The sequence below is a fragment of the Maricurvus nonylphenolicus genome (assembly GCF_042854845.1).
Lineage (GTDB): Bacteria > Pseudomonadota > Gammaproteobacteria > Pseudomonadales > Cellvibrionaceae > Maricurvus > Maricurvus nonylphenolicus.
Map to the genome: position 1 here is coordinate 818,117 of NZ_AP031498.1, position 15,397 is coordinate 833,513.

Sequence of the window (15,397 nt, forward strand, 5' to 3'; positions counted from 1 at the left end):
TAGGCCGAGCGCTACAGTCTATCGGCCTATTCGGTCAGCGGTTCCTATTTATTTCCAAAAGCGTATGATAGCCCTACGAAACTCACACAGAGATTCATCGTATGGCTATATCAAGCAATAATAACGCCGATAGCATCACAGAATATTTTAATCTCGCCCTTACCGATGCCAGCCGCTTTCAGCTACGCTCAGGCCAAAACTATATTCGCCATGATGCAGAGGCCGGGGTGGGCTATGAGTTTCTCTGTCAGCTACAGCCGGGTATTTTGCTCAGGGTGATGGAGTTTTCACGTACCGGTCATGTCATTGGCACGGAAGATGAGGAAACCATCATCCCCGGTAAAAAGTTAATTATGTCTTTTAGGTTAGTCGGCAATAGCAAGTTTCATCTGGCCGAGAATAACACCGATGTTGTTAAATCGGCGGCCGACATAGAAAAACTTACATCGTTCGAAATGTATGAGCGAAGTATGTTGATCTCTTATTGTGAGGAGCAGGTCTGTCTCACCGATTCAGTCGAAAAAGATGAGCATTATCTTCTGGTAATGCTGATTTGTGATCTGCAGGTATTGTACAAAAAACCGTTTGGCTTGCAGGAAGAGCAACTGCCGCAGTGTATTCAATCTATTCTACAAGGTAAGCAGTACACGATTTCTGCCTTTACAATGAATGATGATATTGTACAGGCGCTGCGAATCTTGATGAATACAGATACCTCCCATCCCTGTAGTCGTGCTTTCTTACAGGCTAAAACCGTCGAGCTGATGTGTCTAGCGTTATTCAATATCGCGCAGCAGGAGAATCAGCAGGATCAGGAGTATATTTCAAACAAAGAGCGTGAACAGATGGCTGGGGCCAGTCAGTTGTTATTGCAAGGTTTACAGAGCCCGCCCAGCGTAGAGGAACTTGCCACTACCCTTGGTCTCAGTCAGAGCCGATTAAAGCGCTGTTTTAAGGCGCTTCATGGGTGCTCGATTTCGGATTATATAATGAATGCGCGTATGCAGCATGCCCGCCAATTACTGACTGAAGGACAGTTGAATGTCACGCAAGTCGCAATGGAAGTGGGCTATGAGCATGTGTGTAACTTCAGTACCACCTTCAAACGCGAGTCCGGCATTACGCCCAAAGCCTTCCAGAAGCTTGCCACTGGGCGCAAATAGGCTTTTTGTCTTCTCTTACTTGAATATCAAAAATCAAAAGTTTTATAGCCCTCGCCAAAAGAAATCCTCCCTCTCTCTTGGTAGCCTAAAAATCCCAAATAGTGCTATTGCTCGCTAGGTGGAGAGCGGCCACGGGGGAGATGAGGCTGATAAAAGAGTTTCCAAATGAGAGTGAGGTAAGTAAAGTATGAAACGAAAGGCGTTATTGATTCTGAGTGGGGCAGTACTATCGATTGTGGTATTAGGTGTGATAAATAAAACTAATATTGAGCGACTCTGGTTTGTAAAGAATTTATTTAGTGGTGCAGAGCAGTACCAGAATTTTGGTCGCCTTCATGAAATGTTCCCCGTGACCACCATGACCGCTGCGGAAGAGGTGTTTAATTTCCCCAGTGGCGAACAGCTTGAATTACCGAAACGGTTCCATTATGAAAACAGTGCAATAGATGTCGAGGCGTTTTTGGATGCAACCGACACCAGCGGTTTATTGGTGCTACAGAATGGCAAGGTAAGGTTTGAGCGCTATATGCTGACAGGTGGGCGCGATGTCAATTGGTTATCTATGTCTGTTGCCAAGAGTGTTATTGCGTCGGGGATAGGTATCGCGATAGACGAAGGCTTAATCGATATCCAAAAAAGCATGACGGATTATGTACCTGCATTAAAAGGCTCGGCTTATGATCAGGTTCGGGTAAAAGATGTTTTACAGATGTCATCCGGTGCAGCCTGGAACGAAGACTACAGTAATCCTGATTCGGAAGTGCTGAAAATGGGGTGCGTCATGGCTGCTGGCGATTCCCTGAATGATTTTGTAGCGAATATGACGCGCGAGTTTGAGCCTGGAACCGTAAATCGCTATAACTCGGGTGATACGCAAGCCTTGGGGTTGTTGTTAACTAAAGCAACAGGACGCTCAATCACGGACTACCTGACGGAAAAGTTATGGCACCCATTGGGTATGGAATCAGACGCCTACTGGTTGATTGATGATTACCAGATGGAAATGGCATTTGGCGGACTGAATGCGACAGCACGCGATTACGCAAAGATTGGCGAACTCTATCGCTTAAAAGGCAACTGGCAGGGTAAACAGATCCTATCGGCACAATGGGTTCAAGATGCCACCACTCCTGATGCCCCACATTTAATGCCCGGCGTTAATAAAGACTTTCCTTTAGGTTATGCCTATCAATGGTGGATACCAGAATCATCTGAAGGGGAATTTTCTGCAATAGGTGTATATAACCAGTTTATTTATGTGAATCCAGCTAGAGATTTGGTGATCGTAAAATTATCGGCTAACTCGGAATATGGTACGACCATGACAGAAGAGGCCAACAAAGAGTTAAGAACCCTCGAACTCTTTAGGGCGATTGCTGAGAAAGCTACCGGTGAGATTATTTAATGATGGGAGATGGGGCTCAATCTGAGCCCCACCTACTACTTTTATTCATCCGCGTTGTATCGAGGTAAATAAAGCTCCAGATAACTGGTAGCCGCTCGAAAACTTTCCTTAAAATAAAAATCCGTTATCTCGCCATGAGAGTAGTAAGACTGACTCCAAATGGCATCCACAATATCAATGGCTATTTCTAATTTCTGAATGGGCAGGTTAGGAAGGTTATCTTTGCCCCTCAGGCTTTCCATTGCACTATTGGCCAAGCGGGCAATGTTGGCTCTGTCGGCCGCGCGAACATCTTTGGATACTGATGATCCCAGAATTAATTCCAAGGCCAGTGGGTGGGCGTGATAAAACTCACGGGTTAGCTGTAGATCCCGTTCAAAATTGTCCTGCCATGCCGTAAATGTCTGATTAGATTTAGTGGCGGTGATGTCGTCAGCCATTTTATCCAGATAGCGCTGAGCCAGGGCATAGTTTATCGCTACCGCCGATGGGAAAAGTCGATAGACCGATTGGGCCTGCAGCTCCGCTTTTTCTGCCACATCATAGATGCTGAGCTCTTCAACCTCTCCCTCTTCGAGTATGGCTTCCGCGCAATCCAGAATGTGCTCAAAGCGCTCACGGCTGCGCTGTTGGGTGGGCACTTTAGGTAGACGTTTATTGATCGAGCCCGTTTCAGGCATGTTAGACCTCATTGGTTAATAGTGTGACAAATATAACATAGCTACCTGATTTCTACTGCCCTATTACTTGTTTGTACCTGTTTATCGTGATTTTTATAACGATATAGGCTTGATTAGCTCAAAAATCAAGAGTAGGCTTGCTTAAAGTGTTATAAATATAACGATTCTAAGTGATTGTTATCGATAAATATGACACTTTCCCCCAACTTAAGGGGGCATATCATATAAATATAACGATTTTTGGAGAGTACAAATGAGTCGCAATATGTTGAAAAAATCAGCATTAGCCTCTGCCATGGCCCTGGCTGCTAGCGGACAAATGGTTGCTGCAGAATCCTTCACCCTGGAAGAGATTGTAGTAACCGCTCAGAAGCGTACGGAAAGTGTGCAGGATGTACCGATTTCTATCAGTGCTATGTCGGCGGATTTCGTCGGTAAAGTAGGTGCACAAAGCATTGATGACCTGGGTATTCATACACCGGGCTTAGAAACCCGTGTTACTCAAGCGACCCAGCCACGTTTTTATATTCGCGGTATTACGACCAACGATTTTGGTATCGGCTCTGATCCAGCAGTAGCCGTGTATGTGGATGGTGTATATTCCGGTCGTTCAGGCGCATCGATGACGGCGTTCCAAGATATTGAACGGATTGAAGTTTTGAAAGGACCGCAGGGCACGCTGTTTGGTAAAAATGCAGCAGCAGGCGCGATTCATTTGATTTCCAATAAGCCTTCTCAGGATTTTGAAGGCGGTGTGAATATCACGGCGGGAAATCACGGCAAGCGTAAAATCGAAGGCATGCTTAACGTACCACTGAGTGACACCTTGGCATTACGCGTGAATGCGATGGATAACCACACCGATGGTTATCTGGACAATACGCTTACCGGTAGCGAGCTGGCTGATGAAAATAACGGTGGTGCCCGTGCGATGTTATCTTGGCAGGCGACCGAAGATACCGATGTGCTATTCCAGATTGATTATGCCAACGTTGATCAGAGTGCTGCGGTAGACGTGTCTGCGATGACGCACGGTGATCTTTATGATGAGGACGTTGCGTTGGATACTGATCCTAAAGAAACCCTGGAGCTGTGGGGTGGTAGCATCACAGTGGAATCTGACTTTGATCCATTGACCTTCACCTCCATTACCGCCATCAAACGTTTTGAAAGTAGCAACCTGCGCGATGAGGATGGTGCAAACTTTTTCACGCTCCCGCTAGCGGGGGTTGTGGGTTTTGATGTGCCCGTTCTCTTTAACACCAAAAACGAAGAAGAAAATACCTTCTTTAGCCAGGAGTTCCGTCTGAGTTCTCAAAATGATGAGAGCTTGCGCTGGACATTGGGTGCTATGTACTCCAGAGAACATGGTAAGCAGAACAGTATTGCTGAATTCTCTTCCGAGCTGATTAATTTGGAAACACTGTTAGCGGGATCTCCGCTTGGCTTGCCAGGAGGCGCTGTTTTTGCCGAGTTGGCGAGCGGTGATTTGGTTAGCACCAGCGCTGCTGTATATGGTGATATGACCTACTCCATCAACGAGGCTTTTGATCTGACGTTGGGCCTGCGTTACACCCGCGATGAAAAAGACTATGAGCTCACAGTGCCTGGCCCCACTTTGGATGGTGTGAGTCTGGGGCTACCTGTTGGTTTGGTTTTCCCCGATGTGGTTAACGGTTTTGAGCAAGATGAAACCTGGAACAACGTCAGCTCTCGTGTAGTACTGGATTATAAGTTCAGTGAAGATGCCATGCTCTATTTAAGTTATGCCACAGGCTATAAAGCGGGTGGTTTTAACTCAACTCAGTTGGCCAATCCGGTTGATGAAGAGAGCGTAACCAATATCGAACTGGGCCTGAAGAGTACCTGGATGGATTCACGCTTACGTATTAATGCGGCCGTTTATTCTTACGAGTATGAAGATCTGCAAGAATACGACACCGTTGACAATAATTTAGGCCTGCCTGTATTGGTTATTCGTAATCAGGATGCCGAAGGTAATGGCTTCGAGATGGAAGTGACTTGGGCTGCCACTGAGAGCCTGACATTAAGTGCTAACTATAACTATTTGGATACTGAAATAACCGAATACCCTCTGTTTTTCAATGAGGGAGCTATGGAAGACCGCAAAGGAAAATCCTTACCTGGTGTAGCAGATGAAACCTTTGGCGTAGGTGCTGAATATGTATTAGCCCTTGCGGATATAGGTGATCTGATTTTCCGTGCCGACTATAACTACGTCGGTGAACGCGATGGTGCCACTCCGTTTGTTGATCCAGCTGATCCAGTCAATATTCTGATCGGCGCTAAAGCGGTAGAGGAAGAATATCTTGACGATTTAGAGGATTCTTACTCTAACCTATCAGCAAGAGTTACTTTGGAAAGTGCTGAGGGGGATTGGAAGGTTTCTCTCTGGGGGCAAAACCTCACCGATGAAGAGTATTTAATCGACTTTGATGCTGGCGGTGTTAATACGTTCACGGGTATCCGTAATACGCCACGTGCTTATGGTATCGATTTAGGTTATCAGTTTTAGCAATCCTCTCCACATAGAGTGCTAGCTTGTCTCGGGCTTATTCTTAAGCCCGAGTCCTTTTCTTTGCAAATCGAATATCTCAGCAAGTTATTCAAACGAGGTAATTATGGTTCACTCGGTTAACAGGCGAAACCTGCTCAAATGGAGTTCTGCGATGGGCGGCGTTGCAGTGCTTCCTCTTGCATCTGGTATTTCTGCAGAAAGTGATTCCGCTAAAGAGGCTGGTAGGCTTGGGGGTATATTCGCCGTTGCAGATAATGTAACGCCTATGAATGCGGCTAATTTGACGCCTTTGTTGTTGCCGGTGGCCGAGAAAGTAACTGAATATGCCCAGCAGCTCAATAGCGATGTGTCATTTATCAATAGGCGCAATATAGTTACCAAAAAGGTCGATGAGGCCCGTGAAAAAGTCGCTGCCATGTTAGGTATTGATGACTCCGAAGATTTGGCTTTTGTGCGTAATACGAGTGAGGCCAATTCCGTCATAAATAATGGTTTGGTGTTAGGGCAAGGGGATGAAGTTTTATTATGGAATCAAAATCACCCCACTAATTTTCATAGTTGGAGCTATCGGCAAAAGCGTCATGGCTTTACTCTTCGCGAAGTACTGTTGCCGGCAGAGATAACATCATCGCAACAAATTATAGATGCCTTTGTATCCAGGCTAACACCGAAAACCCGTGTAGTGACCTTTACTGAGTTATCAAATATAAGCGGCTTACGAATACCTGCTAAAGCATTGTGCTCAGCCATTCATGCCTATAACCCTGATATTTTTGTCCATGTCGATGGTGCACAAAGCTGGGGGTGCCTGGATGTAAACCTGAGTGATATGGGATGTGATAGCTTTTCTTCCAGCGGTCATAAATGGTTTATGGGACCCAGAGGCACAGGCATTCTTTATGTAAACAAAAAATGGGCCTCGCGTATTTGGCCCAATACTCTGGGTTATGACTTCCTGATGGAGTATCCCCTGGAGGAGTTGCCGGAAACAGCAAAACGTTTTGAATGTATTGGTCAGCGCGATGTGGCCCCCTACGCGGCCATTGGCGATTGTGTCGATTTATATAATCAGCTGGGTGGAAGCCAAAAAATTGAACAGCGCATTCAATCGCTAACCCAGTATGCCATCCAGGCTCTCGATGAAGTAGGCGTAAGTGTTAAAACGCCAACCGCTACGGAGAATGGTCGCAGTTTAGGCCACGGTGTGGTGATTGCTGATTTGCAAAGCAGCTTATCGGTTTATGGCGCATTCCTGGCTTTACATAACGAAGGCATTGCCAGTGCATTTGTCTCTGGCGTACAGGTCTGTTGTGATCCCCAGAGCCAAGTGCCTTCCGAGGACTTGCCAACCTACTTACGTTTGAGCCCTCACATTTATAACTCGGAGAGTGATATCGACCGGGCGGTGGCAACCATCAAACGTATTCAAACATCCAAGTTCGAAATCGTAAAAGAAGTCGTACGTTTTCTCTAATCGTCACAGGAGATGTTATCCATGAAAATCAAGTATCAATTTCTTTCACTGGCAGTAATTTGGTCGATCTGTGTTGCGATGGCTGTTGCTGCAAATCCTCTTCCTGAAGATGACTATATCGCAGAACTCTACGAATACTCTTGCATGGCCTGCCATGCCAGTGAGCATTCCGGTGCTCCTTTGGCTGGAGATAAGGCTGCTTGGGCTCCAAGAGTCAAAAAGGGCATGGAGACACTACTGGATAACACCATTAACGGTGTGGGAGGGATGCCCGCCTTGGGTTCGTGTTCAGATTGTACTGCTGAGGACTTTGAAGCGCTTATCGCCTTTATGGCCGGCATGAATCAGCAGTAACACGTATAGCAGTACAGATTGTATTTATTTTGAGAGTTGTATCATGACATTAACCAGACGCCATACCTTAAAAGCTCTTTTACTTGCCTCGGCGGCAGCGGCTGCACCTGGCATCAGCCTGGCAAATTCCAAACCGCGCCGAGTAATCCCCTGGAAAAACTGGGCGGGAACACAATCCTGTACGCCTGCGGTTCGCTCAACGCCTAAGAATATCGATGAACTGGCGTCCGTTATTAAAGCGGCAACAGGTTCGGTAAGAGCTGTGGGGTCAGGCCATTCCTGGTCACCATTAGTTCCCACCAATGACACCTTGTTATCACTGCGTCGTTTCAGTGGCATGCTTGAGCATGATAAAGCCAATAATCTGGCAAAGTTTGGTGCGGGTACCAAGCTAAATAAAGTTGGCCCTGCATTGGAAGAGCAGGGCATGGCCATGTTTAATTTACCAGACATTGATGAGCAGAGCCTAGCCGGTGCGTTTTCGACTGGTACTCATGGTACTGGATTGGAATTACCTGCACTGCATGATTGCATTGAATCTCTGACGTTGGTGACCGCGAATGGGGACGTCATGGAATGCAGCCGTGCGAAAAATGCTGAGCTGTTTGATGCGGCCAGAGTTTCCTTGGGTTCACTGGGCATTATTACTGACTACACCCTGAAAACACCGGATCTTTTTAAGGTTGAAAGAAAGTACTGGCTGGAAGAATTGGATTCTGCGCTGGAACGTGGTGAGCAGTTGGCAAGAGAAAATCGCCATTTTGAGTTCTTTTATATCCCTTATTCAGATATGAGTTACTGTTACACAACAGACACCACCGACAAACCGATTACCGCCGTGCAGCCAGAAGACGATAGTGTCGTGGATACCATGAAGAATCTGCGCGATATGCTGTCATTCAGTACGACAGCACGTCGATTGGCTATGAAAGCGTTAATTAAAAGCGTTGATCTACCACCGAGTTATGTTGAGGTGCCGTGGAGAACGCTGTCAACGGATCGCACCGTACCAGTCTATGAGATGGAATATCAATTGCCATTGGAAACCGGTCCAATGGCCATGCGTGAAGTGGTCGATTATATTGAAACCAATCACCCGGAGTTTTTTGTGCCGTTAGAGTATCGCTACGTCGATGGCGATGATGCCTGGCTGAGTGAATTCTATGGCCGTAAATCAGTCTCTATTTCTGTTCACCGTTATCGAGAAGGCGATGATCCGTGGAATGTATTTACCAAGGTGCAGGAAATTTTTCGCAAGTACGACGGTCGTCCACACTGGGGCAAGGTGCACAATTACACCTACGAGGATTTAAAATCGGTATACCCGAAGATTGATGATTTTAAGAAAGTTCGACAAGAACTGGATCCTGAGGGTAAATTCCTCAACGATCATGTGCGAGGGTTATTGGGGATCAATGCTTAAAAGGCTAAGGTAAGCCTGTGATGCTCAAACAGGCTTACCGCAGTCATTAAGGTAGGGGTTAGGCTTGGTCTTTTTCCCACTCCTCAATCACTTCCTTCGCCGCGCGGGTAGCATCAATCGCGGCCGGTGCACCTGCGTAGACCATGGCGTGTAGCAATACCGCTCGGATTTCTTCTACAGTGCAACCATTGTTTAATGCGCCACGTACATGGCCTTTCAGCTCCTGTGGGCACTTCAGTGCCGCCAGCATGGCAATGGTGATCAGGCTGCGAGTGGTGCGCGGTAGGTCATCGCGGGTCCAGGTGGTGCCCCAGGCGGCTTCCATTACCTGCTCCTGCAGGGGCATATCGAAGTCGGTGGCGTTATTCAGGGCGCGGTCGACAAAGAAGTCTCCCATTACTTCACGGCGGACTTGTTCTCCGGCTTTGCGGCGGTCGGTCATGATTGTTCTCTCTGTGGGTCAGATGGCTTTAAAGGCTGTAGATTTTATCAAATAAGGCGGGGTGAGTTCGCTTATTTCCGGTATTCAGGAAAGTTATGTGCTTGCTCATCTGTAAAGCTCGTGCAGTATTTTCAATACCGATAATGACTGAATACGTGGGGTGTTCTTATAACCGGATTGCCTAGTAGTCGGCTTTTAACTGCAAGTCCCGTCACTACTGGGCAAAGAGCTTACGCTTGATATGGCGTCCTGACCTAAAAGTCATTCATATTTCCCCCTCCTGAATATCGGTTTCCCCAATTCGTACCGAAATTGACCGGTCTGATTGCTGCTTTTGCCAGCAAAGAAAAAAAGGCTTTATGCGATATTGGCTAGAACGAATCCCTGCACCTGAAGACAGGGATCTTAGTCAATTTCAAAAGGTGTGTGGCTTGCGATAGGGACTCCTGGTCAAGCCCGCGACCGGGAGAACCGCATGAATGACCTGGCTTTCGAGGTAAAGCTCCAGCAGGATGTAGCACAGCAAGAGCCTGTTACACTGGATCTGACGATCAATGGCACCCTGACTCGGGTGGTTGTTGAGCCCCACCTGACTCTGACCTCTCTGCTCAGAAATACCCTTAACCTGACCGGTACTAAAGAGACTTGCGCCGAAGGCGCCTGTGGCTCCTGTACTGTACTGGTTGACGGTATTCCAACCCTGGCCTGTGTGACCATGGCGGCGACGCTGAATGGCAAAACCATTGAGACCATTGAAGGGCTGGCCAACGGTAATCAGCTGCATCCGATTCAGGAGGCCTTCCTGGAAGAACGTGGTTCCCAGTGCGGTTACTGCTCCCCGGGTTTTGTCATGACCACCAAGCATCTGCTGGCAACCAATGCTTCTCCCTCGGTGGATGAAATCAAGCAGGCCCTGTCAGGCAATATCTGCCGCTGCGGTGCCTATGAACACATCATCAATTCTGTGCAGTCCGCTGCGACTAAATTGGCCAAGGAGGTGAAGTGATGAGTTTCCCTAATGACAGCACCAAGTTTGTTTCGGCGGAGCAAACGGCCGAAAAGACCGATGTGGTGGGTACTAACGTTCGCAACGTCAATGCGTTCGACAAGATTACCGGTAAGGCAACCTACAGTAACGATGTGCAGTTAAAGGGCATGTTGCACGCTAAGTGTTTGCGCTCACCCCATGCCAATGCCGAGATCACCGATATTGATGCCAGCGCAGCTGAAGCCTTGCCCGGTGTTGAACTGGTAATGACCTACAAAAGCGCCCCAGAGATTTTCTCCCAACGTTGTTTTTATGTTGGTGCAGAGGTCGCTTTTGTTGTTGCTAAATCTGAAGATATTGCTGAAGCGGCCTTGGAGCTGATCAAGGTGGAATACGAGGTGATGCCATTTGTGGTTGATCCGCGCGAAGCCCGTAAAGAAGGCTCACCACAGGCTTTGGCGAAGATTCCTAAAGGCCAGCTGTTAAAAACCCCAGAGTTTGTGTTTATCGACACGCCGGAATCGATACCCAATGCTCATCGTTTTGATCGCCATCAGTATTTCAGCGAGAAAAACGAAAAGGGTTTATACACCAAACGTGAAATCGGTGAGTTTGATGGCTTTGGTGATGTAGATAAAGGCTTTGCTGAAGCTGATGTCATTGTTGAAGAAGACGGTTTTGGTTTTGGTCTGGTACATACACCGTTTATGGGCAATGACTGTACCGTTGCAGACTACAGCGACGACAAACTGACGGTGTACACCGATAGTCAGTGGTTGCATGGTTTCCGCTCAATCCTGTGCCTGCATTTTGGTTTGTCAGAAAGTAAGGTCAATCTGGTTGCACCAGTAACCGCCGGTAGTTTCGGTGGCCGATTGGGTAGCGGTGTTTACGTTTCAGAATACATGCAGCAAAAAGTGGGTGGCGGAACACCTACCTACACCATCTTGGCAACGGCGGCCTCCATGGCGCTAGGTAAACCTGTGCGTTATGAGTACACCAAGCAGGAAGATATGCTGTATCACTGGGGCCGCGGCACCTTTGATATTCGTGTGAAGCTGGGTTTCAAAAAAGACGGCACATTAACCACTATCGAGATGGACAGTTGGCGTGATGCCACTACCGGTCAGGTGTTGGCTCCTGCCGGCCCGGTCATGTTTGATTCCACCTGTACCGGCACCATGTTGTACTCGCGTAATTGTGAGCACAGTAAACACGTTAAAAATTATGTTCACACCAACAGCCCCGGCCACAGCGGTTGGCAAGGCTGGGGTAACCCGGAAATGTTTATTGCGATGGAATCCACCATGGATATCGCCGCAGAGAAACTGGGTATGGACCCCATCGAACTGCGCAAGAAAAACCATATGCGCCCCGGCGATAACCTGCTGGATTTAACCTACGAGTTCAGTGAGGAAGGTCACTACCTGGCTGGGGGTGATATTTCCAAGTGTCTGGATCAGGGCGCAGAAAAAATTGGCTGGGACAAACGCACACCTCCCACCGAAAAATCCGGTCGTGTGCGCAGCGGTTTGGGTGTGGCACTGACGGCCCAGCAAACCGGCGGTGAAGGTTTGAAGAGCTCCACCATAGTAAAGATTCAGGCACTGGGTAATGCCATGGTGACCTGTTCCTATGCGGATTTGGGGCAGGGTGGTGCGACCGCACAAATGCAGATTGCCGCTGAAGTCTTGGGTTTGCCCATTGATAAAGTCAGCCATGTATCCGGTGATACCGATAGCACGCCTTATACCAGTTATCAGGCCTGCTCCAGTGGCACCATCAAACAGGGTTATGCCACCTATCAGGCGGCGATGGAAGCTCGTGATAAACTGTTTGAAAAAGCCGCGCCAGTATTGGGTGTAACACCGGATATGCTGGAAACCAAAGACGGTCTGATCTTTATTAAAGGCAATCCGGAAGCCGCCATCCCCTGGATTGCAGCCTTTATGTCCATGGGCCAGTTTGGTCCGTTGTATGATTTGATTGGTTATCACGCTCACGTCACCGGCAGTGGCGCCTGTGCGGCGGAAACCGCAGCCACCTACGCATCATTGGATGTAGACACGGAAACTGGTCACTTAAGTAATGTCAAAATTGTTCACGCACAGGACGTGGGTAAAGCCATTTTCCCGAAAGCGGTAGAAGGTGTATTCCTCACTATTCACCACGGCGTTGAAGCATCCGCTGCCGGTGCAGAACTGATTCTGGATCCGCAAACCGGCAAGCAGGTCAACAACAACTGGGTTGATTATCCGGTGGCCACGATTCTTGATTCTGAAGTTGAGCCGGTGATTGTTGAAACCCCCGGGGATACAACTCACCCTTACGGTGCTTCCGGTATTGGCCAGTCCAATCAGAGCGGTATTGCCCCAGCCATTGCTAACGCCATTTATAACGCGACCGGCGCACGTGTTAAAGACGCGCCCTTTACCCCAGCCAAAATCCTTGAGGCACTTGGAAAACTTGAGCAGCCACAACAAGTTGGGGATAAAACCAAGCCTGAAGAGCAAGAGGGTAAAGAGGAGAAAGCCGCGTGAAGCCATTAACTGTTAAAAATGTAAGTTCTGTTGACGAAGCTGCCGAAGCGCTGAGTCAAGGTAATGCCAAAATTGTTGCCGGTGGTACCGATCTGGTTGGCGGTTTAAAGAAAAATATTTATCGCAGTGAGCCAGAAGCCCTGGTGAACCTGAAAACTGTTCCCGGCCTGGATTACATCAAAGCCGAAGGTGATACTCTTAAAATTGGTGCAACCACCACGGTTGAAGATATTGCCACTAGCGAGCTGGTAAAAGACGGTTTTGGTGTATTGGCTGAAGCTGCTGCCAAAACTGCATCTCCGCTGCTGCGTTATTCCGGCACCATTGGCGGTAATATCTGTCAGGACGTGCGCTGCTGGTACTTCCGTGCCGAAGATAATTATTTCGATTGCATTATGAAAGGTGGTGATACCTGTTACGCCCTACGCGGTGATAACCGTAACCACTCGATCATGGGTTCTGTGAATGTTAATCCAGCAGCCCCCAGTGCATGTTCCAGCGGTTGTCCGACCGGTGTAAATGTCTCCTACTATATGGCCAAAATTCGCGAAGACAACTTCGACGAAGCCGCTGAAATTTTGATGCAAACCAATGCCATGCCTTCAATGACCGGTCGTGCGTGTCCGCACACCTGTCAGGACGTGTGTAGCCGTAAGGCTCACGATGAAGAAATTGGTATCCGCTCTGTCGAGCGCCTGCTGGGTGACCGCGCACTGGACAACCCAGAGCAGTTTATGAAAGTTGAAGGCGCTGAAACCGGTAAACATATGGCGGTTGTTGGTGCCGGCCCTGCAGGTTTGGCGGCGGCTTACTACCTGCGCAAAGCGGGCAATCAGGTAACCGTTTACGAGCAGTTTGAAAAACCGGGTGGTCTGTTGCGTTACGGTCTGCCGGATTACCGTATCCCAGCCGATATTATGGACAAGCAGATTAATGCCTACGAAGTGATGGGCATTGAGTTTAAGTGCAACATGGCCCTCGGTACTGACATTACGGTTGAAGAACTGTCTCTGAAATACGATGCGGTATATCTGGGCACCGGTGCCTGGCAAGAACGCATGATGCGTATTGAAGGTGAAGAAGAGTGTGTGTCCGGTATTCAGTTCCTGAAATCACTGAGTGAAGGCGACAAGAAAAATGTCTCCGGGCCGGTATTGATTATCGGTGGCGGTAACGTAGGTGTGGATGTTGCAACCACCTGTAAGCGTAAGGGCGCTGAACCGCTGGTTGTGGATCGCTTGGCCCGTGATCAGATCGCTGTGATTGAGCACGAACTGCACACGGCTATCGATGAAGGTGTTCAATTTGAATACCTGAACATGCCGATTGCCATCAAGCGCAAGGGCGACATGCTCGAAGTTAAATTCGTGAAAATGGAGAAGGCAGAGTCAGATCCATCCGGCCGTCCTAATGTGCGCGAGATCGAAGGTTCTGAGTTCACCATGGAATTCACCGCGGTGATGAAGTCTATCGGTGAAATTGCTGATATCTCTGTGTTGAATGACGAACTGGAAGAGGCTTATAAAGACAAGCAGTGGCTGAAAAACTCAACCAAGCTACACGGCAATGTGTACGCCGGTGGCGATTTTGTTTCTGGCCCGACTACTGTAGTTACCGCCATTGGTGCCGGTCGTCGTGGCGCTGAGATGATTAACAAAGCCTACAGTGATAACAGTAACCTCGCCCTGACGCCGCCTGAGCCGATCAAGATTTTCGAGCCGAAAATTTTGGAAGGCACCAAACCAATGCTCAAGGAAGCTGAGCGTACCATCGAGCAGAAACGTGCCGAACCTATGGGTGAAGACTTTACCGGTCTGACTCAAGAGGAAGCCAAAGAAGAAGCCGATCGCTGCATGTCCTGTGGTTGTATCAGTGCGTCACCTTCTGATCTGGCGCCGGTGCTGTTAGCGCTTGATGCCACTGTCGTTACTAATCAGCGTCAGCTGAGTGCGGCCGAGTTTGCAACACCGGGCAAAGGTAAAACCAATAGCCTGCGTCAAGGTGAGCTGGTAACCGAAATCCAAATTACCAAGCCTGCGGCATCTGCTCAGCAATATCAGAAGTTCCGCGCCCGTGGTTCTATTGATTTCCCGGAGGTGTCTTTGGCCTCTGCCATCGAAGTGGAAAACGGTGTAGTGCAATCGGCGCGTTTGGGTTTTGGTGCTATCGCACCGTTACCACTGCGTGCCGATAAGGTGGAAGCTTTCTTAAAGGGTAAACAGATTAATGAAACCGTTGCAGAAGAGGCAGCCAACTTGGCTATGCAGGCTGCACGGCCCTCTAAATACAATGCGCATAAAGTCCAAATTGCCAAGGCCTTTGTGAAACAGGCCATTCTGGATGCTAAGTAAGTTACGCAAGCGCGATAGAAGAATAGAGACTGGTGAGG

The 15,397-nt window shown here is 48.3% G+C and carries 11 protein-coding genes; 9 read left to right on the plus strand and 2 right to left on the minus strand.

The annotated features are described in order from the left end of the window. The first annotated feature begins 101 nt into the window (after positions 1 to 101). Complete coding sequence (locus ACGHZ6_RS03465) at positions 102 to 1,163, plus strand: helix-turn-helix domain-containing protein (protein WP_390617402.1); 1,062 nt, start codon at positions 102 to 104, stop codon at positions 1,161 to 1,163. Positions 1,164 to 1,350: 187 nt separating this feature from the next. Next, a complete protein-coding gene (locus ACGHZ6_RS03470; RefSeq protein ID WP_390617403.1) occupies positions 1,351 to 2,568 on the plus strand; it encodes a serine hydrolase domain-containing protein in 1,218 nt (405 codons plus the stop codon). A 41-nt stretch (positions 2,569 to 2,609) separates the two neighbouring features. Here the strand turns inward: ACGHZ6_RS03470 and ACGHZ6_RS03475 are convergent, their stop codons facing one another. Then, positions 2,610 to 3,248 carry a TetR/AcrR family transcriptional regulator gene (locus ACGHZ6_RS03475; RefSeq protein ID WP_390617404.1) on the minus strand — a complete coding sequence of 213 codons (639 nt, stop codon included), beginning with the start codon at positions 3,246 to 3,248 and terminating at the stop codon, positions 2,610 to 2,612. Positions 3,249 to 3,501: 253 nt separating this feature from the next. Between ACGHZ6_RS03475 and ACGHZ6_RS03480 the strand changes: the two genes are divergently transcribed. The 4 genes from ACGHZ6_RS03480 (at position 3,502) to ACGHZ6_RS03495 (ending at position 9,038) form a co-directional block, all read left to right on the plus strand. Beyond that, positions 3,502 to 5,784, plus strand: a complete 2,283-nt coding sequence (locus tag ACGHZ6_RS03480; RefSeq protein ID WP_390617405.1) for a TonB-dependent receptor — start codon at positions 3,502 to 3,504, stop codon at positions 5,782 to 5,784. Between the two features lie 106 nt (positions 5,785 to 5,890). Next, positions 5,891 to 7,261 (plus strand): aminotransferase class V-fold PLP-dependent enzyme, encoded by a 1,371-nt coding sequence (locus ACGHZ6_RS03485; RefSeq protein ID WP_390617406.1) that lies wholly within the window; start codon positions 5,891 to 5,893, stop codon positions 7,259 to 7,261. A gap of 21 nt (positions 7,262 to 7,282) precedes the next feature. After that, a complete protein-coding gene (locus ACGHZ6_RS03490) occupies positions 7,283 to 7,615 on the plus strand; it encodes a c-type cytochrome (RefSeq protein ID WP_390617407.1) in 333 nt (110 codons plus the stop codon). 43 nt (positions 7,616 to 7,658) lie between these two features. Continuing rightward, on the plus strand, positions 7,659 to 9,038 hold the full coding sequence (locus ACGHZ6_RS03495; protein ID WP_390617408.1) for a D-arabinono-1,4-lactone oxidase: 1,380 nt from the start codon (positions 7,659 to 7,661) through the stop codon (positions 9,036 to 9,038). A gap of 58 nt (positions 9,039 to 9,096) precedes the next feature. Here the strand turns inward: ACGHZ6_RS03495 and ACGHZ6_RS03500 are convergent, their stop codons facing one another. Further along, positions 9,097 to 9,480: a carboxymuconolactone decarboxylase family protein gene (locus ACGHZ6_RS03500; RefSeq protein ID WP_390617409.1), complete on the minus strand. Its 384-nt coding sequence runs from the start codon at positions 9,478 to 9,480 to the stop codon at positions 9,097 to 9,099. A 475-nt stretch (positions 9,481 to 9,955) separates the two neighbouring features. Between ACGHZ6_RS03500 and ACGHZ6_RS03505 the strand changes: the two genes are divergently transcribed. From ACGHZ6_RS03505 to ACGHZ6_RS03515, 3 genes are read left to right on the plus strand one after another with little or no spacing between them, the layout of a single operon-like run. Further along, complete coding sequence (locus ACGHZ6_RS03505; RefSeq protein ID WP_390617410.1) at positions 9,956 to 10,486, plus strand: (2Fe-2S)-binding protein; 531 nt, start codon at positions 9,956 to 9,958, stop codon at positions 10,484 to 10,486. Next, positions 10,486 to 13,008, plus strand: coding sequence for a xanthine dehydrogenase family protein molybdopterin-binding subunit (locus ACGHZ6_RS03510; protein ID WP_390617411.1), 2,523 nt, complete (start codon positions 10,486 to 10,488; stop codon positions 13,006 to 13,008). Before ACGHZ6_RS03505 ends, ACGHZ6_RS03510 begins: the two co-directional genes overlap by 1 nt. After that, complete coding sequence (locus ACGHZ6_RS03515) at positions 13,005 to 15,359, plus strand: FAD-dependent oxidoreductase (protein WP_390617412.1); 2,355 nt, start codon at positions 13,005 to 13,007, stop codon at positions 15,357 to 15,359. The genes ACGHZ6_RS03510 and ACGHZ6_RS03515 overlap by 4 nt, the downstream gene beginning before the upstream one ends. Positions 15,360 to 15,397 lie beyond the last annotated feature (38 nt).